General features: G+C 34.7%; 22 protein-coding genes and 1 other RNA gene. 5 read left to right on the top strand and 18 right to left on the bottom strand.

Annotation, left to right across the window (positions count from 1 at the left end; translation table 11 throughout):
* The first annotated feature begins 121 nt into the window (after positions 1-121).
* Positions 122-625, top strand: coding sequence for a ferritin (locus tag CW357_RS12170; protein ID WP_124218201.1), 504 nt, complete (start codon positions 122-124; stop codon positions 623-625).
* Positions 626-682: 57 nt separating this feature from the next.
* Here CW357_RS12170 and CW357_RS12165 read toward each other — a convergent pair whose 3' ends face one another.
* Positions 683-1,159: a hypothetical protein gene (locus CW357_RS12165; protein ID WP_124218200.1), complete on the bottom strand. Its 477-nt coding sequence runs from the start codon at positions 1,157-1,159 to the stop codon at positions 683-685.
* Between the two features lie 120 nt (positions 1,160-1,279).
* On the opposite strand from CW357_RS12165, the gene CW357_RS12160 reads away from it, so the two are divergent.
* Positions 1,280-3,277 (top strand): penicillin-binding protein PBP4(5), encoded by a 1,998-nt coding sequence (locus CW357_RS12160; RefSeq protein ID WP_241155088.1) that lies wholly within the window; start codon positions 1,280-1,282, stop codon positions 3,275-3,277.
* Positions 3,278-3,375: 98 nt separating this feature from the next.
* Here the strand turns inward: CW357_RS12160 and CW357_RS12155 are convergent, their stop codons facing one another.
* The gene (locus CW357_RS12155; protein WP_124218199.1) at positions 3,376-3,813 is read right to left on the bottom strand and encodes a hypothetical protein; all 438 of its coding nucleotides are present in this window, start codon (positions 3,811-3,813) and stop codon (positions 3,376-3,378) included.
* Between the two features lie 252 nt (positions 3,814-4,065).
* Here CW357_RS12155 and CW357_RS12150 point away from each other — a divergent pair, with 252 nt between their 5' ends.
* Entirely contained in the window at positions 4,066-4,707 is a 642-nt protein-coding gene (locus CW357_RS12150) for a YfbR-like 5'-deoxynucleotidase (protein ID WP_124218198.1), read from the top strand.
* Positions 4,708-4,786: 79 nt separating this feature from the next.
* On the opposite strand, the gene CW357_RS12145 is transcribed toward CW357_RS12150, so the two are convergent.
* The 15 genes from CW357_RS12145 to CW357_RS12075 all read right to left on the bottom strand — a co-directional run bounded on the left by CW357_RS12145 (position 4,787) and on the right by CW357_RS12075 (position 18,048).
* Positions 4,787-5,278 carry a flavin reductase family protein gene (locus CW357_RS12145; protein WP_124218197.1) on the bottom strand — a complete coding sequence of 164 codons (492 nt, stop codon included), beginning with the start codon at positions 5,276-5,278 and terminating at the stop codon, positions 4,787-4,789.
* A 20-nt stretch (positions 5,279-5,298) separates the two neighbouring features.
* On the bottom strand, positions 5,299-5,898 hold the full coding sequence (locus CW357_RS12140) for a nitroreductase family protein (protein ID WP_124218196.1): 600 nt from the start codon (positions 5,896-5,898) through the stop codon (positions 5,299-5,301).
* Positions 5,899-6,081: 183 nt separating this feature from the next.
* Positions 6,082-6,363: a glutaredoxin family protein gene (locus CW357_RS12135; RefSeq protein ID WP_124218195.1), complete on the bottom strand. Its 282-nt coding sequence runs from the start codon at positions 6,361-6,363 to the stop codon at positions 6,082-6,084.
* Between the two features lie 54 nt (positions 6,364-6,417).
* A complete protein-coding gene (locus CW357_RS12130) occupies positions 6,418-6,936 on the bottom strand; it encodes a GNAT family N-acetyltransferase (protein WP_124218194.1) in 519 nt (172 codons plus the stop codon).
* 39 nt (positions 6,937-6,975) lie between these two features.
* Positions 6,976-7,683, bottom strand: coding sequence for an amino acid ABC transporter permease (locus tag CW357_RS12125; protein ID WP_124218193.1), 708 nt, complete (start codon positions 7,681-7,683; stop codon positions 6,976-6,978).
* A gap of 14 nt (positions 7,684-7,697) precedes the next feature.
* Entirely contained in the window at positions 7,698-8,402 is a 705-nt protein-coding gene (locus CW357_RS12120; RefSeq protein WP_124218192.1) for an amino acid ABC transporter permease, read from the bottom strand.
* A gap of 34 nt (positions 8,403-8,436) precedes the next feature.
* Positions 8,437-9,246 carry a transporter substrate-binding domain-containing protein gene (locus CW357_RS12115; RefSeq protein ID WP_305794139.1) on the bottom strand — a complete coding sequence of 270 codons (810 nt, stop codon included), beginning with the start codon at positions 9,244-9,246 and terminating at the stop codon, positions 8,437-8,439.
* Between the two features lie 132 nt (positions 9,247-9,378).
* Positions 9,379-10,131 carry an amino acid ABC transporter ATP-binding protein gene (locus CW357_RS12110; RefSeq protein ID WP_124218190.1) on the bottom strand — a complete coding sequence of 251 codons (753 nt, stop codon included), beginning with the start codon at positions 10,129-10,131 and terminating at the stop codon, positions 9,379-9,381.
* 32 nt (positions 10,132-10,163) lie between these two features.
* Entirely contained in the window at positions 10,164-11,177 is a 1,014-nt protein-coding gene (locus tag CW357_RS12105) for an LLM class flavin-dependent oxidoreductase (protein ID WP_124218189.1), read from the bottom strand.
* A gap of 62 nt (positions 11,178-11,239) precedes the next feature.
* A complete protein-coding gene (locus tag CW357_RS12100; protein ID WP_124218188.1) occupies positions 11,240-12,568 on the bottom strand; it encodes an LLM class flavin-dependent oxidoreductase in 1,329 nt (442 codons plus the stop codon).
* 150 nt (positions 12,569-12,718) lie between these two features.
* Positions 12,719-13,597 (bottom strand): LysR family transcriptional regulator, encoded by an 879-nt coding sequence (locus tag CW357_RS12095; RefSeq protein ID WP_124218187.1) that lies wholly within the window; start codon positions 13,595-13,597, stop codon positions 12,719-12,721.
* 278 nt (positions 13,598-13,875) lie between these two features.
* Positions 13,876-15,198 (bottom strand): TIGR00366 family protein, encoded by a 1,323-nt coding sequence (locus CW357_RS12090; RefSeq protein ID WP_124218186.1) that lies wholly within the window; start codon positions 15,196-15,198, stop codon positions 13,876-13,878.
* Between the two features lie 122 nt (positions 15,199-15,320).
* Positions 15,321-16,505, bottom strand: a complete 1,185-nt coding sequence (locus CW357_RS12085; protein WP_124218185.1) for an acetyl-CoA C-acetyltransferase — start codon at positions 16,503-16,505, stop codon at positions 15,321-15,323.
* 164 nt (positions 16,506-16,669) lie between these two features.
* Complete coding sequence (locus tag CW357_RS12080) at positions 16,670-17,323, bottom strand: 3-oxoacid CoA-transferase subunit B (RefSeq protein ID WP_124218184.1); 654 nt, start codon at positions 17,321-17,323, stop codon at positions 16,670-16,672.
* 23 nt (positions 17,324-17,346) lie between these two features.
* The gene (locus CW357_RS12075) at positions 17,347-18,048 is read right to left on the bottom strand and encodes a CoA transferase subunit A (protein WP_124218183.1); all 702 of its coding nucleotides are present in this window, start codon (positions 18,046-18,048) and stop codon (positions 17,347-17,349) included.
* 134 nt (positions 18,049-18,182) lie between these two features.
* Between CW357_RS12075 and CW357_RS12070 the strand changes: the two genes are divergently transcribed.
* Positions 18,183-19,082, top strand: coding sequence for a LysR family transcriptional regulator (locus tag CW357_RS12070; protein WP_124218182.1), 900 nt, complete (start codon positions 18,183-18,185; stop codon positions 19,080-19,082).
* A gap of 122 nt (positions 19,083-19,204) precedes the next feature.
* Positions 19,205-19,399, top strand: a non-coding RNA gene (gene ssrS, locus CW357_RS12065) — 6S RNA.
* Between the two features lie 249 nt (positions 19,400-19,648).
* Here the strand turns inward: ssrS and CW357_RS12060 are convergent.
* Positions 19,649-20,290, bottom strand: coding sequence for a PAQR family membrane homeostasis protein TrhA (locus tag CW357_RS12060; RefSeq protein ID WP_119415916.1), 642 nt, complete (start codon positions 20,288-20,290; stop codon positions 19,649-19,651).
* Positions 20,291-21,018: the final 728 nt, after the last annotated feature.

Below are 21,018 nucleotides of genomic sequence, written 5' to 3'. Positions count from 1 at the left end.
TACGTAATGTGACAAATTAAGTAACACATTCTTTCATTTATGAATACTTCGCTTTTTCAGTTGTATACTAGAGGGAGAATTGGGATAGAAAACTTAATAGACATACTAGGGAGGACTGTTTATGTTATCTGAAACACTACACAATGCATTAAATGATCAAATGAACTTTGAATTCTATTCAGCTCATACTTATTTAGCTATGGCTGCTTATTGTACAAGTGAAAATTATGATGGATTTGCAAATTTCTTTTTAGTACAAGCTGAAGAAGAACGCTTCCATGCGATGAAATTTTATAACTTTATCAACGATTTAGGTTATCGTGCAACCATTCAAGGATTTGAAAGTCCAGAAAATAATTTCAGTTCTGTTTTAGAAGCATTTAAAACTGCACTCCTACATGAAAAAGAAGTTACTCGTCGAATTTATGAGTTATCTGATATCGCATTAGATGAACGTGAACATGCAACAATGGCATTCTTAAAATGGTTTATCGATGAACAAGTCGAAGAAGAGTCTACTTTAGATACAATTATTCATAAATTCGAACGTATTGAAAATGACTCAAACGCCATTTTCATGTTAGATGCAGAATTAGCAAGCCGTACCTTTACTGCTCCAGAATAATTGATTATTAAAAAAGCTAGAGAATGGACTATTCTCTAGCTTTTTATATTGATTAATCTATAAGTTTCCCAACAATTTCTGCGTATTTTCAGATTGCTCAAGTATTTTATTTTGTTCAGTCCAATAAATCATATATGTTTTTCCTTTTAATTCGAACAAAAATGGTTTTAGCTTAGTAGAAATTGAATCATCCTTGTTTTTTAAGCACAATATCTCAACAGAATATAATACTTTGCTATTTATCTTATAAGTAATAATGTAGTCTGCCTTGTCCTTAAACAATTTACGATCCGCTTTGTCTAATTTGTCGATATGACTTAGTGGATATTTTTCTTTATACTGAGCTGAGTCGTTCTTAGTTGAGAAAATAACTTTATCAATTCTTTGATCTTTTACTTCAATTTGGTTAACTTCATCTTGTTTATTTATGATTGTGTTAATCTGTTGCTTTTGTTCTTTTTCTTTATATGCTCCCCACCCAAAAACAATAAGGACTATTGCCATTAGGATGAGTCCAATTCTCATTTTTTTCATATTAAATCCTCTTTCTTTTACAACCTCAGATTCTAATATTTATTTTACCATCAATAGTTGTTTCTAATATACTTTTCTTCATACTTGCTTGATAATAACGGTAAGGAGGGGGAGTTTATCTTGAAAAGTAAACGATTACTAATCGGAATTATTATAGCTCTAATAGTCATTATTTGTGGGGGCGCATTTTATATGGCGCAACAAAAGGCTGAACAAAAGGCTGAAATTATGGTGGGGAAATTCACCAAAGTACTCATAGAGCAAAAATATGACCAACTGCCATCGCTAGTTTCCAATGATTCATTAAAAAAATACAATTACAACAAACAATCCTTGGTCGACAAATATACGAATATTTTCAATGGTATTGGCGCTGAAAAAATAAAAATTAGCAATATGACTATTTCTAAAATAAAAAATGGGCAATATCAATTTTCATACAAGCTTAACCTAACAACTTCTCTTGGAAAAATGCCCACCCTTTCGTATAAAGGAAAGGTCATTAAAGAAGGTAAGGATTATGCGATTGATTGGAATCCCAACTTAGTATTTCCTAGTATGGATGCAACAGATAAGATTTCTTTCTCTGAAGAAGATGCTATTCGTGGGAAAATTCTCGATAAAAGTGGGAACGAACTAGCAACGAATGCAGAATTTCGCCAAGCTGGAATTATACCAAAAGAACTTGGTAAAGGTGATAAAAAGGAAAAGAATATAAAAGCTATCGCCAAACAATTTGATATGACGGTGGAAGAAATTGAAGCAAAACTTAATCAAAGTTGGGTAAAGGAAGATTTGTTTGTTCCTTTAAAAGTAATCGATAACGAACAAGTAAAGAAAATAACAGCTGTTCAATATCAAGCAGTAGATATTCGTTACTATCCACTTGGTGAAGCTGCTTCAACAATGATTGGTTATACTGGAAAAGTAACTGCAGAAGATTTAAAAAAGGATGCTACACTATCTGCTGATGCTGTCATTGGAAAAAGTGGTTTAGAAAGAGCCTATGATAAACAATTACGCGGAAAAAATGGTGGCAAAATTTCTTTGATAAACAAAGACGGTAAAGTCAAAGAAGTATTATTAGAGGCCTACCGTGAGGATGGAAAAGATATTCAACTAACGATTGATACTAAAACTCAAAGAAAAGCATATGATGCACTAGAAAATGCAACTGGCGCTTCTGTCATTATGCAACCCAAAACAGGAGAGTTATTGGCGCTGGTAAGCAAACCATCTTATGACCCAAACAAAATGATTCGTGGTATTTCACAGAAAGATTATGATGCCTATATGAACGATGAACGAAAACCATTCGCTAATCGCTTTATGCAACGTTATGCACCGGGCTCAACACTAAAAACGGTCACTGCAAGCGTAGCACTTGATGCAGGTACACTAACAACAGATAAAACTCGTAAGATTAATGGACTGAAGTGGCAAAAAGATAAATCATGGGGCAACTATTATGTAACGCGTGTTTCCAATGTTCCGCAAGTCAATTTGGAAAAGGCATTTATCTATTCTGATAATATTTTCTTTGCTCAAACAGGACTTGATATGGGTGAAGATGTATTACGTAAAGGCTTCAATCAATTTATCTTTGGCGAAAAATTAGATTTACCATTTTCAATGGAACCAGCTCAAATTTCAAACAAAGACAAATTCCAATCACAAATCCTATTAGCTGATACATCTTATGGACAAGGGCAAGTTTTAATGTCCCCTATTCAACAAGCAGTAACATATAGCGCCTTTGCAAGTAATGGTAAAGTGGTTTATGCACATCTTTTAAAAGATGCCAAAATAAAAACAAAAGATGCTGTCAGCTCAAAATCAACTGAAATAGTTAAAAAAGCAATGATGCAAGTTATCCAAGATCCAAACGGAACTGCTCATAGTTTAAATGGTATCAGCCCTACTTTAGCTGCTAAAACAGGAACAGCTGAACTAAAACAAACCCAAGGGACGGAAGGTACAGAAAATAGCTTTGTCGTTGCATTCGATACAAAAAAAGGTCATGAATTTTTAGTATTATCCCTCGTGGAAGATCATAAAAAGGTAGGTAAAACGGCTACTGAGCTTGTAAAACCTGTTATTGAAGAATTAGAGAAATAACCGAAAAAGGATACTTAATGAAGATAAAAACGCATTAAGTATCCTTTTATTTTAGTTGTAACAAACCTCTTCTTGTTACAATCAAATATGTTCCTATATCACCAGATTGGCGGCTTGGTAACCATGAACCAAAGCATGATCAATAGTAACAAGGTGTATATATACACTGCTTTCGTTAATTTATTTATAAAGTATTCTTTGTTGTATTGTGGTGTGTTAAACGTTCTCATGGTTGGTTTGAACGCTCTCGCTAAAAATACAAGTGATGCGATTAGTAAGGCAAAGGTCATCACGATAAATGGTGAAGTAATCGAATAACCACTCTGCCATAAAATATATAGACCCGATAATATTAAAATATGACCGGAATGCTTTACAACTTGAATAGCAAGCGAGAATGTTGTGACATAGGCAGTCATTTCATCATGATTTTCTGAAATCCGCATTTTCTTTAGCATTGGAATGAGGACAAAAAACGGTCCAATAGATAATATAGCACTGATTACATGTATAAATAATACTGTTGAATAGAGCATTGATAAGCTTCCTTTTACGTATATTTCTTACTTAAACAATATAGGAAATACTATATACAAGCAATCGACAAATAAGTGAATTAGGATTTGTAAATCCAAAGTAAAGATTGCCTGTGTTCTTTGTAAAAAGGCAGTCCCAGAACAAATTGTATTATATAATACACGTATCAAGAAGATATTAGTGGACAGCCTAGTCACATTCTTGATAAAGTAGCATACAATAGATAAAAGTATTTAAAGGAGAGGATTTTTATAGGTATTCATAAATTTTTTACAAGTTTAAATGACTTAGAGCGTATTATTCGTTGCCCTGGTCGCTTCAAATTTGAAGAACATAATGTGGCAGCACACTCTTGGAAAGTCTCACAATACGCTATGTTTTTTGGAACAATTGAAGAAATGAACGGCTCGATTATTGATTGGAAATCGCTATACGAAAAAACGATTAACCATGATTTTGCAGAAGTATTTATCGGTGATATTAAAACTCCAGTAAAGCATGCATCACCTGAGCTAAAACAAATGATTTCTCATGTAGAAGAAAAAATGATGGAGAAATTCATTTTCAGCGAAATTCCTGAAGAATTTCAAGAAGTCTTCTTTGATCGTATGAAAGAAGGAAAAGACGCAACGATTGAAGGCCGATTATTAGAATTTGCAGATAAACTAGATTTATTTTATGAAGCATTTGCAGAGCTAAAACGAGGAAATTCCGACAAAGAGTTCGTCAGTATGTATCAAGAAGCATTAAAGAAATTACTTGTTATTCCGCTACCTTCGAGTGTGGATTACTTTAAAAACGCTATTTTAGCAGATGTCATAACTGAAAAAACACCAGTTGATATTACTGCATTGACTGAAGAAGTTTTAACTGAAGCTAAGCCTTCCAAATAAGGCAATGCTTTTTTATTTTACCCAAAAATAAACCACAAACAACCCAATCACTTCGTTGCTTGCAGTTTACCCTCCCCTTTTAAGTTGCTTGATAGAATGTTTTAGGAATTCCCCCCACACTCCTTTGATGATAAAGTAATGGTGCCTTATTAGCATTCACAATCCGATGAACTTGCCCTATCAAAATAACGTGATCCCCAGCCTCTATCTCTTGAACCGTTTCACATTCTAATACAGACGCTACATTTGCTAAAATTGGCAATTGACTTTCTGAACGTTGCCATTCACATTGTCCAAAGCGATCTACTTCCTTACTTGAAAAAAGAAAGCAAAGTTTTTCTTGATCACTTGCCAAAATATTCACTGCAAATTTCTTACTTTTAGTAAAATCAGATAAGGACTTTGATCTTTTATCAATCGACCAAAGAATTAACAATGGATCTAATGACACAGAAGCAAACGAATTAACTGTTAAACCAACTGGATTATTCTCTTGATCAACGGTGGTAACAACAGTTACACCTGTTGGATAATTTCCTAATGCTTTCTTAAAATCATCTTGTTGAGTCATTCAAAGATCTTCCCTTCTAATTACTTTGTGAAAATAACTCTTTCTTCAACTGGCTGAATCTCTTTTTCTTTTGGCAATGATGTCGGTGAGCCAAACGGTAACTCTGCAACAAGTTTCCAACCACTTTGTATTCCCCATTTCTGTTTTTGTACTGCTGATATTTCAGGATAATAATGTTGTAAACTCGCTCCAAATCCTTCATTTTCAAGTGTAGTCCAGACAAGATATTGAAGTATTCCAGTACCTTGCTGAGACCAATTCGTAAATTGCTCTGCTATATCAGCAAATTGGTTTTGAAAGGATTCAATCACTTTCTGATCCTCAAAAAATAGTATGGTACCATGTCCACTTGCAAAACCTTCAAAACGTTTTTTATTCCGTTGAAACCTTTCCTCCGTTAGTCCTTCTTTAATTTCATCAAAAGCTTGCTCCCAAAACAATTTATTTTGCTCCTCCAGCAAGACTACTATTCGCCCAGTTTGTGAATTAAAAGCTGTAGGCGCATTCTTTACTGCAATATGTAGCACCTCTTGTAATCGTTCATCAGAAATAATATATGCATCAGATAAACCATATATAGATCGTCTGCCCTCTACAGCCTCATAGAAATTCTTAGTCACACAAGTCACTCCTTATTTTCTTGATATGTGTACAATATTAGATTTAATCTTTCGCTAATAATACTTTTTATCAGATATGAAATAGTTACCGTTTAAAACACAGTTTTATAAAATTATAAATATTCCATTAATTTATCGTGCTATAAATACTGATTTCCCCTTCCAAAAATTCTAACTTAAACATCACACTTGTTGTTGGATAACTTTATTTACTTTCTTTAACGCTTCTTGTAAGTGTTCAATTCCCACTTCTGTTACACCTTGATATTGATTGTTGATTCCAAGTTCAACAACTGGAACATGGCGAACACCATATTTTATATCTAGAATGTCTCTGAATTCATCGTGATTCGTTACATCAATCACTCTGTAATCTAAATTTTGCTCTGTTAAATACTCTTTTACATCTTTGCAATAACTGCAGCCATCTTTTGCCCATACTACTATTGATAATTCTTGTGCCATTGAAATTTCCTCCATTCAAAATGTTTTTACTATCGAAAACAAACTTAGATAAGACTAGACACTTTCTATATCAAATCGATAACATTTGACTAAAAAGTCGTATTTTAAGAATTCTTTTTCTTGATCTCGTTTGAAACCTAATCCTTCGTATAAGCGAATTGCATCCGACATTTTATCTGTTGTATGCAAATACAGACTGTTAGCTCCTAGTTGTTTTGCATAGTCAATACTTTCTGCTAATAGTTTTCTCGCTATGCCCTTTCCTCTTGCTGACGGATGTACACCCAATAAGCGTACGATTGGTGCATGGATTTCTATTTCTGGTCGTCCATATGCCAATTCAGATGAAAGGAAAAGCTGTAAAGTCCCTAAAATTTCTTCACCACTTTTAGCTACTAACACTCGATCTAAATTTGGATTATCCAATGATTCTTTGATTTCGCCAATATATGTGTAGTAATCTTCTATATTCGTATAGCTATCTCTAAATTGTTCATAACTTGCAACTAGAACGTTGCGTGTAGCCTCTTTATCTTCTTCAGATAATAGACCAATTGTAATAACGTCCCCCATAAAACCTCTCCCTTTCGATATATATTGTTCTTATCAAACTCAAAACGCATTTCTACTATAAGATTTTGCCTTCTTTTCAATGAAATATAATAAAGCTTCAATGATCAAAGTAATTGCCCAATAAATGATACCTGCAGCTATAAAAGCCTCTAAGAATTTCAAATTCTTTGAAGCCACTATATTAGCAGCACCAGTAATTTCCTTTTGTGAAACGAGAAATGCAATGGACGTTGTATGCAAAAATCCAATAATAAGATTTGTTATATTTGGAACAGATTGAGCCAATGCCTGTGGTAATATAATCCTTTTTACAACCTGAAATGTATTCATCCCTATTGTATAAGCTGCTTCAATTTGACCTTTCGAAACACTTGAAATACCAGAACGAATAATTTCAGACAAGTAAGATCCCGCGGTCAGGGATAATGCTGTGATAACAAATAATACAATTGGAACATTATTGGATTGGTATGGTAAATTGAATACCTTGATGAGATAATCCAGGAGAATAGGAAATCCAAAATAAATCACCATAATATGCATAATTGCAGGTGTACCTCTAAAAAATGAGACATAGAAATTAGCAATTTGACTTAAAACCTTTATATTATATGCTCTTGTCAAAGCCACAGCTAAACCTATTAAAAACCCTATGACAATTGGTATAAATGTCAGGACTAAAGTTAAAGGAACTGCCTTTAGAATTTCCTTAAAGGCAACCCATATAAATGAAAAGTCAATAGCCATACTATTCCCCCTTATTAAATAGAAGAAATTCCATGAGGTTGATAGCGATTTAAATATCTCTCAGAAATTTTAAATACTTTTTCAAATATCAGCACGATTACGTAATATACAATCGATAATGATATATAAACCTCTAATGCATGGGCTGTCGAAGAGATTAGCGTTTCACCTCTACCCATCATATCCATCACGCCAATAGTGAAAGCTAACGAAGTATCCTTTAGAGAGCCAATAATTGAATTGGCCATGTTAGGAAATGCAATTCGAATAGCTTGTGGAAACACAATTCTAAAAAAACTTTGGAGAGGTTTCATACCAATTGAATAGGCTGCTTCAGTCTGTCCAATATCAATTGATTGTATTGCACTACGAAAAATCTCTGCAAAAATAGCACCGTGGCTTAGTGAATACGTAATGATTACAAAATAGAGTGCATCCATTCTAGTAATATCAATATTCCATATACTTAAAAGTGCTGGTAACCCATAGTAAACAAGAAAAAGTTGAATAAGAATGGGCGTCCCTCTTATGAATGAAATGTACAACGTAACAATTTGTCTTACTACTGGAATATGAAAAAGCTTTGGTAAAGCTACAATTATTCCTATGATTGTTCCAAAAATCATTGAGAAAAGTACGATTTCCAAAGTAACACCTAAGTATTTTATTAACGTAGGAAGGAACTCAATGATTAAGACAGGATCAAATGCTTTACCCATTCACTCGCCTCCCTTTAGAGCTTACTCTATGATTTTAAAAATCAACTGAATAGTCAGCACCAAGCCATTTTTTACTTAGCTTACTAACAACTCCCTCTTTTTTTAACTCTTTAAGAGCTTCATCGATTCGATTGGAAAGGGTTGTTTCATCTTTATTTAATAAGAAATATACTTTGGAATTTAATAATGCATCGCCAACAACCTTTTGTTGCGCATCTACATGCTTATTATTGAAATCTACTGCAAACGGAGTTGAAATAAGAGCATCAATTCTTCCCTTTTTCAATTGCTCATTGCTATCAGCTGAACTAGATCCATACACAATTTGTGCTCCTAAATTGTGCTTTTTATTGTAGTCCTCGATAAATACAGCAGAGTTACTCGTTGCTGTTACACTTACTTTTTTACCTTTTAAATCATTAATTGATTTAATATCATTGTTCCCCTCAAAAACAGTTACTTTTAGTGGGAATACATTATAAGGTTCTTTATTGAATAAGAACTTTTCCTGTCTTTCCTTATTAACTTCCATCTGATGTGCGATGAAATCAATTTTTTTTGTTTGTAAGCTTAGTAATAAATTTGAGAATTCCATCGTTTTGAACTTAAATTTATATTCTGGAAGTTTTTTATCAATTGCTCGTACAATTTCAACATCATAACCAGTCAACTTACCATTTTTATCGATAAAGCAAACATTTGGAAATTGTGTACCTGTTCCAATAACAATTGTTTGAACTTTGGAAGAACTCCCCTTTTCTTTTTCATCTGATTTTGCATGAGAGGAGCATGCCCCTAATAAAGCAAGTGACGATATCATGGCTGCAAACCACAGTTTTTTTATATGTTTCATTTGTTTCATCTCCTATCTCTATTATTTTTACTATTCTTATATGTTTACAATGATTTATTGCTGAAAAGTGCTACATTTATCCGTATAGAATAATCCTTGTAGTAGGGTTAATTTTTGAGAATTTTATATAGAATAATCTAATTCAGGTGTCATTCGTTTTAAGAACTGTCTAGTTCGTTCTTCTTTTTGTTCTGTAAAAATTTGTTGCGGAATCCCTTCTTCAATTACAACACCATTATCCATAAAAATAATTCTGTCAGATATCTCTCTAGCAAAATTCATCTCATGGGTCACAATAATCATTGTCTTTCCTTCTCGAGCAATTTTGGCAATAACCTCTAATACTTCCCCAACTAATTCAGGATCAAGTGCCGAAGTTGGTTCATCAAATAAAATAACTTCTGGATTCAAGGCAAGTGCTCTTGCAATTCCAACCCGTTGCTGTTGTCCACCCGACAGTTGACTGGGATAGGCATCAATTTTATTTTTTAGCCCGACTTTCTGCAAAACTTCAAGCGCCTTTTCTTTAGCTTCTTTGACGCTCTTTTTTTGCACTACAACAAGTCCTTCTATTACATTTTGTAATACAGTTTTATGTTGGAATAAATTATAAGATTGGAATACCATTGCAGACTTTTTTCTCAATTGATAGATATCTTTTTTGTTTACTTTGCGTGCATTTATTAACACATCATCAATCACGATTTGTCCTTCATCAGGACTCTCTAAATAGTTAAGGCATCTTAAAAGTGTTGTTTTCCCTGAACCACTTGGCCCTAAGATTGAGATAATTTCTCCTTTTTCAACATGTATATTGATTCCTTTTAGTACTTCATTATGCCCAAACTTCTTTTTTAGCCCTTCAATTTCGATCATAGTACCCCTCCTTTATCCAGATAACTTATTGACTAAAGCGAAATCGTTTCTTTAGTGGCAAACAATGAATTAGGGCTCAATAGCTCATAAGAAAAAATTCTTGCTTGGTCATCCTTAACTGGGGTGTGGATGATAAATTCATCTACTCCATATTGATGATGTAAGCGATTTAACTCTTCTTTCACTTCGGTCGGTGAACCTGCTATAAAATTAGCCTGATGTACTTTCACTTCATATTCTTCTCCAGACTCTTTACCAAACTTTTCTGCTGCTTCTTCATTTTGAAGTGTTAACACACGACCGCTTTTTAAATGAACTTTAACAAGCTGCTGTTGTTCAGCAAGGAGTTTCGCTTCTTCACTTGTAGGTGCTGCAATAGCTGAAACTGCTAAGATAAAACGCCCATCTTTATAGTTTTCTTTATACGCTTCAGCTGCTTCTGCTAGACTTCGATCATCGCTATTAAAGAAACTAGCAAACGAGAATGTAACGCCTAACTTATTAGCTAATCGAGCACTGTTCGGGCTAGCCCCTAATAATATTAACTCTTGTTGTACAGGTGGTTTAGGTATTGCTTTAATCCCAGCAAGTGGATGGTTAGCTGGTACTCTTTCTTGAAGGATTTGTTGAAGAAATGTTAGACGTTCTTCGAAATCCTCTCCCGTATTAACTGTGCCATATTGCAAGGCCTTTGTTGATAAAGGTAATCCACCTGGCCCTTTGCCAACACCTAAATCTACACGTCTTGGTTCTAATGTAGCTAACACTTGGAAAGCTTCAGCCACTTTATAGGGGCTATAATGTTGAAGCATTACGCCACCAGATCCAATGCGAATTGTATTTGTTTTTGCTAAAAGATAAGGGACTAGTATCTCAGGAGCAGACCCAAGTACATCTTCAGAGTTATGATGTTCAGACACCCAAAATCTTTCGTATCCCCACTTTTCAGCTTTCTGTGCTAATTGGACAGTTCTTTGCAGTATCTCATAATTCGATAGGTTTTCAATTACTGGACTTTGATCTAAAATGCCTATTTTGTATCCCATTCAGATTCCCTCCTTATTTATTATTATATTTATTTGTTAACTAGGTTTTATAGATAAAAATTTTACACCGTTTCCTTTATATAACGACTTTCTTTAAAAGGTAATCCCAAATTACCTCTTAGTGTATCAGCCTCATAATCTTCTCGATAGAGACCACGTTGTTGTAAAATTGGTACTACTTTATCTACAAAATCATCTAATGCACCAGGAAGTGAGGACCCAACAATAAAACCGTCTGCACCGCATCGTTCAAACCATTCTTGAACTAAATCAGCTATTTTTTCAGGTGTTCCGATAAAGTCTGTACGTGGTGTTGCTTCTCTTAACGCTACTTGGCGTAAGGTTAAATGTTGCTCTTTCGCCTCTTTTTTAATACGATCTGTATGGCTTCTAAAGCTATTTGCACCGATTTCACCTAGTTCTGGGAAAGGTTCATCTAAAGGATATTGTGTAAAATCATGATGATCGAAGTAACGGCCAAGGTATGCTAGTGCTCGATCAATTGACACCAAGTTCACTAATTCCTCGTATTTTTGCTCTGCCTCTTCATCCGTATCACCGATTATTGGTGCTATACCTGGTAAAATCACTAGTTCATCTGGATTACGCCCAAACTCTACTGCTTGTTTTTTTACATCTTCGTAAAAACTTTGCGCATCCTTTAATGTAGGGTGTCCAGTGAAAACTGCATCAGCATCTTTTGCAGCCAATCTCTTCCCAGCTACTGAAGATCCTGCTTGGAAAATAACTGGTTGCCCTTGCTTGGTGCGAGCAATATTTAATGGCCCTGCAACAGAGAAGAATTCACCTTTATGATTTAAAGTATGCAATTTTTTTGGATCAAAGAAGATATCGTTTTCTTTGTCTGCCACAAAAGCATCATCGTCCCATGAGTCCCATAGACCCTTCGCAACTTCCAAATATTCTTCAGCTATTTGATAGCGTTTTGCATGATTAGGATGTTGTTCCACTGTCTTATTATAATTTAAGGCTGTCTTTTCAAGCGGTGTTGTTACAACATTCCATCCTGCACGCCCTTGACTAATATGATCGAGAGAAGCAAACTGACGAGCAATTGTAAAAGGTTCACTATAGGAAGTAGATACTGTACCTACAAGACCAATTTTAGAAGTAACCGCCGCCAACGCTGATAAAATTGTGATAGACTCAAAACGATTTAAAAAATGTGGAATTGATTGTTCGTTTATATACAAACCATCCGCAATAAAGACCAAATCGAATTTGCCTTTCTCAGCTTTTAAAGCTTGTTGTTTATAAAAGTCTAAATTGACACTTGCATCGGTTGATACATTTGGATGTCTCCAACCCGAAATATTGCCACCTACACCATGAATGATTGCACCAAATTTAATTTTTCTTTGTTCAGCCATGCCAATCCCTCCATTTGTTCTTATAATACCTATTATTTTTATAAGAATTATAAGAAATTGTTATTGAAAATAATCCTAACATTTCTAAGGAAAGCTAACAAGGCTTTTTTTGATAGAAAAAATTTTTGATTGATAAAAATTTTCTATCATTTAGGTATAGAATTGTTTAACAGATTCTTCAATACTGCTTCTAAGCAAATTTACGGTATCATTTTCAACATACGACAAATAAACATTCTGCTTAATTTGAAGCAGATGCGTCGTATCAACTTCAAATAACTCCCCTTTCTCTAATTCCTCTTTTACACATAAGTATGGTAAAAAACCAATGCTTTGCTTATTTATGATTAATGACTTCGCTATTTCAAGGTGGTCTACTTTAAATTCAATGTTCGGCTCAATTTCTTCCACTTCAAATAATTTATAAATTAAATCCCAATCAAAAGCTCCACATTCAAAAAATACAATGGATTCCTTAGCCAATTCCTTAACTGTCACATTTTGTTTTTGTATAAATGGATGATCGGGATAAACAATCAGCCGAACCGAATTATCTAGTACTGGTTCCTGATTGATTCCCTCATCACGTATAGCTCTCATAAAAGCAAAATTTACTTGATGGTTTAATAATTTCGTAATCAATTCATCGTTTGTTGTTGCCGTAAATTTAAAATGTAGTTGTGGATGCTCCTTTTTCCACGAAGTTAACGCATGTGGAATAAAGTACTGAGATGTAATTACATTAGCACCAATGACAATTTCGTTTTGGGCACCCTGATGTTTTAGTTGACGTTTTCCTTCCCTTAATGTCTGTAAAATTTGCTGTGCATAAGGGATAAATTCCTTTCCCTGAGATGAAAGTACTAAATTTCTCCCTTGGCGAATAAATAATTCCGAATTTAATTCTCGTTCTAATGATTTAATTCGAGCTGTTACTGTAGGTTGAGATAAAAACAGTGCTTTTGAAGCTTTATGAATACTTTTTAGATGAACCACATACATAAACGCTTCTAAATTATCTATATTCATTTATAAATCCCCTTTCTTTTTAAACAAAAACCTTACTTATCAAATTCAACATAACGGCGTTAGCTTCCTTCTTGTAATATTCTAGGATTTTCAGCAATGTCATTACATAAGCTGCATTGCTCGTAATAATACGGACTAGTATACCGCATTCCACGTTAATGTGAACGAACATGAAAGACTCTGCGAATACCCACTTTGAGGAATGGTGGTTTAAAACTTTCGATATTTAAATTGGAAATTAATAAAGCACTGACTTTTTGGGTCAGTGCTTTTTTGTATTAGAAGAAATATAATCCTATCAAGAAAATAACGCCTGAATAAAGCAGTGCCGTTATACAGAAGCCCATAATATCTCGAGCTTTAAGTCCTGCAATTGCTAAAGCTGGTAATGCCCAGAAAGGTTGAACCATATTCATCCAAGCTTCTCCGTAGGCAATTGCCATTGTGGCTTTGCCTAAGTCAGCCCCCATTGCCTGTGCAGCTGGGATAACAAACGGTGCTTGTACTACCCAATGTCCACCACCTGATGGAACTGCTAAGTTAACAATCCCTGAACTAAAGAAAGTTAATATTGGGAATGTATCTTTATTTGATATATCAATAAATAAATGAGTAATGGCCCCTCCTAATCCTGATTGTTCCATCATCACTTGAATACCTGCATAAAATGGAAATTGCACTAAGATACCTGCTGTTCCTCCTATAGCTCCTTTAACTGCTCGCATATAGGACATTGGTGTTCCATGTAGAATAATACCAAGAATAAAGAAAATTAGGTTGACAACATTAACATTTACGTTAAAACCATTTTCTGTAAAATAATAAACAATATAGACTATCCCTAATAATCCAATTACATAAGCTAGTATTCTACTCTCTTCTAGCTTTTCAGCAATAGATGCATTAGATGGTAATTTTCTAGCTGTAGATGGTTCTTCTTTTAATAGTTCAGGGTCAATAGCTACTACTTCGTTTTCTGGCTTCATCATTAATTTAGTTAAAAATGGTAGAGTGATGAGTAATGCTACTGTTATAAAAATATTAAAAGGTGTTAACAGAGTTTGAGAAATCGGAACAAGTCCAGCTAGCTTCTCCATTGGATTTCCTGCTGTCGCAGCTGTCAATGGAACAGAGCCAGATAAACCACCATGCCACGTTAAGAAACCAATATATGCACTAGCAATCAATAATCGATAATCTACTTTTGGAATACGTCGTGCTACCTCACGTGCAAATAATGCACCTACAACTAATCCAAATCCCCAGTTAATAATACTGCATAAGGCAGACATGAACGTAACAAGCATTACCCCTTGTACAGGCGTTTTCGCAAGAGAAGCAATTTTTCCCATCCATTTTCGTAATAATGGTGAACTTGCTAATGCATGTCCAGTCACAAGTACTAATGCCATTTGCATTGAGAAAGCAAGAAGACCCCAGAAACCATCTCCCCACATTTGTACCATATCCATCGGTGAGCTTGGAGTAATGAAGACACCAAGGAAAAAGATAAGAATGGTTAAGATCATAGCAAAGACGAGTGGATCTGGTAAATAACGCTCCACCATTTTCGAGAAAAAGTTAGTAATAGATCCTACCATATTGTTCCTCCGTTCTGGAAAATCATTTATTTTTATGTGCTAATTTCTTGTATCCATGTTTTTGCTAAGCTGAACAATATTGTCCATAAACAAAATCATTTCACTGAGAATTCCCTCTCATGTTAATTCTCCATTTCAACAATCGTTGCAACTCCTTGGCCGCCCCCAATACATAATGTAGCTAATCCATAGTGAGAATTACGGCGTTGCATTTCATATAACAAAGTCACAAGTATACGTGCACCACTAGCACCAATTGGGTGGCCTAATGCAACTGCTCCACCATTGACATTCAAAATTTCTCTTGGAATTTTTAATTCTTGCCCTACTGCAAGTGATTGTGACGCAAATGCTTCGTTTGCTTCAACAAGATCTATTGCATCCATTGTTAATCCAGCTTTTTTTAGTGCTTTTTTCGTAGCAGGTACCGGCCCAATCCCCATAATTTTTGGATCTACACCTGCTGAACCATTACCACGAATTACCGCCATCGGTTTAATACCTAGTTCTTCTGCCTTCTCTCGACTCATTAGTACTAATGCGGCTGCGCCATCATTAATACCAGATGCATTACCTGCAGTTACAGTACCATCTTTTTTAAATGCTGGTTTTAATTTGGCAAGCTTTTCAGCAGTAACTCCTTCACGAGGAAATTCATCTGTGTCAAAAATAATTGGATCGCCCTTACGTTGAGGAATCTCAATCGGCACAATCTCAGCTTTGAATTTTCCAGCTTTAATGGCGCTCTCTGTTTTTTGTTGGCTCCAAGCAGCAAATTCATCTTGTTCTTCTCTACTAATATTGTATTTTTCTGCTATATTTTCAGCAGTGACCCCCATGTGATAAGAATTAATAGAACATTGCAGGCCATCTAAAATCATACTGTCATAAATTTTCCCATCTCCCATACGATACCCTGAACGGCCTTTTGTCAATAAGTAAGGTGCCATACTCATATTTTCCATGCCACCTGCTACTATAACCTCAGCATCTCCTGTTTGGATAGCTTGCGTAGCAAGATGTACAGCTTTCAATCCAGATCCACATAGTTTATTGATAGCCATAGCAGTTACTTCAATTGGTAATCCCGCCTTAAGTGCAGCTTGTCGGGCAGGTCCTTGACCAAGACCCGCTTGAAGAACATTCCCCATGATGACTTCATCTACTTGTTCCCCTTGAATCCCTGCACGATTTAGAGCTTCTCTAATGACAATTGCTCCTAATTCCGTAGCAGGTGTATTATGTAAAGCACCCATAAAACTACCAATTGGCGTTCTAACAGCACTTACAATAACAACATCGCGCATATGCCCATCTCCTTTATTCATTTATCTTGATTCACACTAAAATTGTAAATTTGTAAATATTAATAATGCTATTTTTCTAAAGTTATAATTGTCCTCTTCTAAAAAGAAAATCCACGAAAATTTTATCGAATAGCATTAATACCCCCTATTCCTATTATTGAAAATTATTGTGCAGAAATTAAATCAGGAGATATTATAAATGGAGCTTCTGTCTTTTCCTTTACTTCTTCAAGGGATGCTCCTTCTTGTATTTCGATTAGAAGCATTCCATTTGGGGTAAAGTCGAAAACTGCCAAATCAGTGATTAATCGTTGTACAACTTGCTTTCCAGTAAGAGGTAATGTACATTCTTTTTTTATTTTTGACTCACCATGCTTATTTACATGCTCCATTATGACAATTACCTTTTTGGCACCATTCACAAGGTCCATAGCTCCGCCCATACCTTTTACCATTTTTCCAGGAATCATCCAGTTAGCTAAATCCCCTTGTTCAGATACTTCCATACCCCCAAGAATCGCTAAGTCTATATGTCCTCCTCGAATCATGGCAAATGATTCCGCACTATCAAAAAAAGAAGCCCCCGGTACAGTTGTGACAGTTTCCTTGCCAGCATTAATTAAATCTGGATCTTCCATTCCTTCTAACGGATAAGGTCCAATACCTAATAGTCCATTTTCTGATTGAAGTAAAACGTTGAAATCAGTAGGAATTTCATTTGCAACAAGTGTAGGTATACCAATACCAAGATTAACATTCATGCCATCTTCAACTTCCATAACGGCTCTCTTCACAATTTTAAGATGTGTATCTTTCATTTTCGACACTCCATTCTATTAAATTAAGCTTTCACAACTGTGAGTTTCTCAATTCGTTTTTGATAATCCGTTCCAAGTAAAAGTCGTTGTACATAAATGCCTGGCAAATGAATTTCATCAGGATCTAATTCTCCTGGTTCAACAATTTCCTCTACTTCTGCAATCGTTATTTTCCCCGCCATAGCTGCAAGTGGATTAAAATTACGAGCTGTTTTTCGAAATACTAAGTTCCCAAGTGTATCTGCTTTCCAAGCCTTAATAAGTGCAAAATCCCCTACAATCCCATGTTCAAGTAGGTATGTCTTCCCATCAAAATCCTTTGTTTCTTTCCCTTCAGCAATTGGAGTACCGACACCAGTTGCTGTATAAAAGCCAGGAATCCCAGCACCACCAGCACGAATTCTTTCTGCTAGAGTACCTTGAGGGACTAACTCAACTTCTAATTCACCGCTTAAAAATTGCTGTTCAAATGTTTTATTTTCTCCTACGTATGAGGAAATCATTTTTTTAATTTGACGGTTAGCGAGTAATAATCCCAATCCCCAATCATCTACCCCGCAATTATTACTCACAATGGTCAAATCTTTTGTGCCTTTTTCTTTAAGCGCTTGTATAGAAAATTCAGGAATCCCTGAAAGACCGAAACCACCAACAATTAAAGTAGATCCATCTTCAATATCAGAAACCGCTTCCAAAAATGAATCCATCACTTTACTTTTCTTCATATAATTTACCCCTCTGCAGTGTTACTATTATTCTGATTTCTACATGATTTAGTTTACAATTTGTTTTTTTATAAGTAAAATTCATAAATAGAATAAATATCATGAATACAGTGAATAAATCGGAGGGACCAATAATGGATTTACGAGAGATACAGTTATTTATGAATGTAGCAGACCATCAAAGTTTTACAAAAGCAGCAGAGCAAACATACTTATCGCAGCCATCACTTAGTAAAGTTGTAAAAAAACTAGAAGAAGAGTTACAGGTAGAACTATTTGATCGCTCTACACGCCACCTCTGGCTAACAGATGCAGGCAAAATTGTATATCAACAAGGTCAAAAATCTCTAGAATCTCTCACAGAGCTAAAGATGCTATTAGATGAACTTAGAAATGTTAAAACTGGGAAAATAAAAATAGGTATACCGCCATTAGTAGGTACACTCGTTTTCCCTGATATGGCACTTAAGTTTCATGCAAAATATCCAAAAGTATGGCTTCAGCTTGTCGAATTAGGTGCCAAGAGGATTGTCCATCTTGTAGAAGACAGCGAGGTTGATTTAGCCATTTGTGTTCTACCAGTCGATGAAGAAAAACTAAACGTTTATCCCTTTATTTCAGATGAATTTGTAGTGTTTATTTATAATGACCATCCTCTAGCTAATAGAGAAAAATTGGCTATTAGTGAATTAAAAAATGAAAATTTTATCCTATTTTCAAATGATTTTACCTTACATGATTCGGTAATAAATGCTTGCAAAGAAAATGGATTTGACCCCAAGGTATCATATGAGACTTCTCAATGGGATTTAATCACAGAACTAATCTCAGCTAAAATGGGCATTGCCCTCTTGCCAAAGTCAATCTTTTATAAGCAAAACAATCCGAATGTTAAAATGATTCCTATTAAAGATTCCGTTTTTCACTGGAGACTTGCAATTATCACTAAAAAAGACACCTATCACTCTTTTGCAACAAGAGAACTACTAAAAATGCTAATAGGAAATCCAAATGAGGGAGCTTCTTTGAAATAAAGAATTGAGTGGGGTTTATAACATAATCATTGTATTCTTTTGTTTCAAATGTGGTATTTATTTCTGTAAATCTCCGAAGTGGTCTTTCTTGCAGATTCATCTCACCTGCTGTATTATAAGAATACAAGCTGCGTTGTACGTAATAATATTAAGTTTTAACCTTTGAGCTGTAATAGGGAGTTTAAATTGAGTACGGATTGGCATGCCGCATTCTTTGTTAATGCGGACAAACATGAAATATTCTGCAAACACCCACTTTGAGGAGTGGTGGTTTAAAACTTTCGATATTTTAAAATTACGGCAAAGGCGGCTTTACTAATATTAATATTTGATGTTCATAACATTTTTAGCACTTACCAATAGGTATGTGCTTTTTTAATGTGTGATTTTCATTTTTGTCAAATAGGTACATTTCTTTCACTTGAAACACTATCTATTAATATGTAAAAATAGCTAACCTTAATCTCTCTACAACATTTCACCATAAAACGAAAAAAATCGAAATTGCCTGATGCAATTTCGATTTTTTGATGAACTAAGACTAGTTCTGTCCCCGCCTCATACTATTATATAAAATAATAGACACTGGCAAACATTGCTGCACAACCTGCCATTACAAATACATGCCAGATTGCATGATTATATGGAATGCGTTTATTTTTATAAAAATAAGTACCTACCGAATAAATGACACCGCCAAGTAGCAATACTAGAAAACCTTTTAGCGTAATATGTGTGATTAGTGGTTTATATGCAAAAACGATAAGCCAGCCCATTCCTAAATAGACGATTAAAGATAAGGTTTTAAAACGATAAACAAAGAACATCTTCATGATGACGCCAATAATTGTTAATATCCACTCAATCCAGAAAATAACCCAGCCCGTTTTTCCACCCACTGCAACAAGTGCAATTGGAGTATATGTACCCGCTATTAAAAAGTAAATTGAACTATGATCCATCTTTTTAAAAAAGCTCTTATAAATAGGAACACTATGATAAAGTGTAGAACATAAGAACAATAACATCATTGATAAACCAAAAACAATATAACTAAACAATTCAATTTTCGAACCGTTCTCATTCGCCTTTTCAATAAGTAATATCAATCCTGGAATTGCTAACAAAAATGATACACCATGAGTTAATGCATTCCAAAATTCTTCCTTTTTACTGTAACCATTCTCTAGTATCACAGCTTGTGCCATTCTCATCACTTCTTTCTTTTCAATTATCCACTATTTTAGACAACCAATATAGTAGTGCTTGTCATATATATAATATGACAAATAACATGATAAAAATTATTTAGCATATAAAGTTTGTATAAGTGACGCTGCTATGCTCAGTCCTGTTGAATCATTTAAGTGAACTCCCCACCACTTAACAACTTTACGGGGTATTTGAAGTGGGGATTCTTGGGAAGTAGATACTTTTTTACTAGCTATCTATATTTCACAAGCGCCTTTAGGCTATCGCCTAACCAACATTCATCCTTTCCCAACTTATTGGGCTTCGCTCTTCACATTTCTTGAGAAAGGGCAATTCTGTCGGGATTGGTTAAATATTATAGATGGGGATTTTTTGCTCTGCTATACATACTAGATTTACATAAATTTTAACATTTAGATTCTTATTTCATAAAGAGGAACACTAAAAAGGACGCTCTATAAAATAGTTACATCGTCAAACCACTGAAATTTTATGCTAGAATTTATGCAACACGTATTATCTCCTATTTTAACTTTTGTTTTGGCAACTTTACTATAAAGATATTTGGAGCTTACGTGTATTTTTTTACCCTAAATTGTTCGACAACCCTCAACAATCAGTATAGAACCGGACTGTCACTACCAAATTGTTGGACATGCACGGGTACACAATCGAGTAGGAGGGAGTGATTAACTCCCGACCTCTCACACCACCGTACGTACGG

The organism is Rummeliibacillus sp. TYF005 (assembly GCF_003844195.1).
Lineage (GTDB): Bacteria > Bacillota > Bacilli > Bacillales_A > Planococcaceae > Rummeliibacillus.
Note: the sequence above shows the minus strand (reverse complement) of the source record. Positions and strands in the feature narration are given on the sequence as shown.

Coding starts and splice junctions, on each gene's coding strand:
- CW357_RS12170 (WP_124218201.1), top strand. CDS start 122: ATGTTATCTGAAACACTACACAATGCATTAAATGATCAAATGAACTTT.
- CW357_RS12165 (WP_124218200.1), bottom strand. CDS start 1,159: ATGAAAAAAATGAGAATTGGACTCATCCTAATGGCAATAGTCCTTATT.
- CW357_RS12155 (WP_124218199.1), bottom strand. CDS start 3,813: ATGCTCTATTCAACAGTATTATTTATACATGTAATCAGTGCTATATTA.
- CW357_RS12145 (WP_124218197.1), bottom strand. CDS start 5,278: ATGACTCAACAAGATGATTTTAAGAAAGCATTAGGAAATTATCCAACA.
- CW357_RS12135 (WP_124218195.1), bottom strand. CDS start 6,363: ATGGCACAAGAATTATCAATAGTAGTATGGGCAAAAGATGGCTGCAGT.
- CW357_RS12130 (WP_124218194.1), bottom strand. CDS start 6,936: ATGGGGGACGTTATTACAATTGGTCTATTATCTGAAGAAGATAAAGAG.
- CW357_RS12125 (WP_124218193.1), bottom strand. CDS start 7,683: ATGGCTATTGACTTTTCATTTATATGGGTTGCCTTTAAGGAAATTCTA.
- CW357_RS12120 (WP_124218192.1), bottom strand. CDS start 8,402: ATGGGTAAAGCATTTGATCCTGTCTTAATCATTGAGTTCCTTCCTACG.
- CW357_RS12110 (WP_124218190.1), bottom strand. CDS start 10,131: ATGATCGAAATTGAAGGGCTAAAAAAGAAGTTTGGGCATAATGAAGTA.
- CW357_RS12105 (WP_124218189.1), bottom strand. CDS start 11,177: ATGGGATACAAAATAGGCATTTTAGATCAAAGTCCAGTAATTGAAAAC.
- CW357_RS12100 (WP_124218188.1), bottom strand. CDS start 12,568: ATGGCTGAACAAAGAAAAATTAAATTTGGTGCAATCATTCATGGTGTA.
- CW357_RS12095 (WP_124218187.1), bottom strand. CDS start 13,597: ATGAATATAGATAATTTAGAAGCGTTTATGTATGTGGTTCATCTAAAA.
- CW357_RS12090 (WP_124218186.1), bottom strand. CDS start 15,198: ATGGTAGGATCTATTACTAACTTTTTCTCGAAAATGGTGGAGCGTTAT.
- CW357_RS12085 (WP_124218185.1), bottom strand. CDS start 16,505: ATGCGCGATGTTGTTATTGTAAGTGCTGTTAGAACGCCAATTGGTAGT.
- CW357_RS12080 (WP_124218184.1), bottom strand. CDS start 17,323: ATGAAAGATACACATCTTAAAATTGTGAAGAGAGCCGTTATGGAAGTT.
- CW357_RS12075 (WP_124218183.1), bottom strand. CDS start 18,048: ATGAAGAAAAGTAAAGTGATGGATTCATTTTTGGAAGCGGTTTCTGAT.
- CW357_RS12070 (WP_124218182.1), top strand. CDS start 18,183: ATGGATTTACGAGAGATACAGTTATTTATGAATGTAGCAGACCATCAA.
- CW357_RS12060 (WP_119415916.1), bottom strand. CDS start 20,290: ATGGCACAAGCTGTGATACTAGAGAATGGTTACAGTAAAAAGGAAGAA.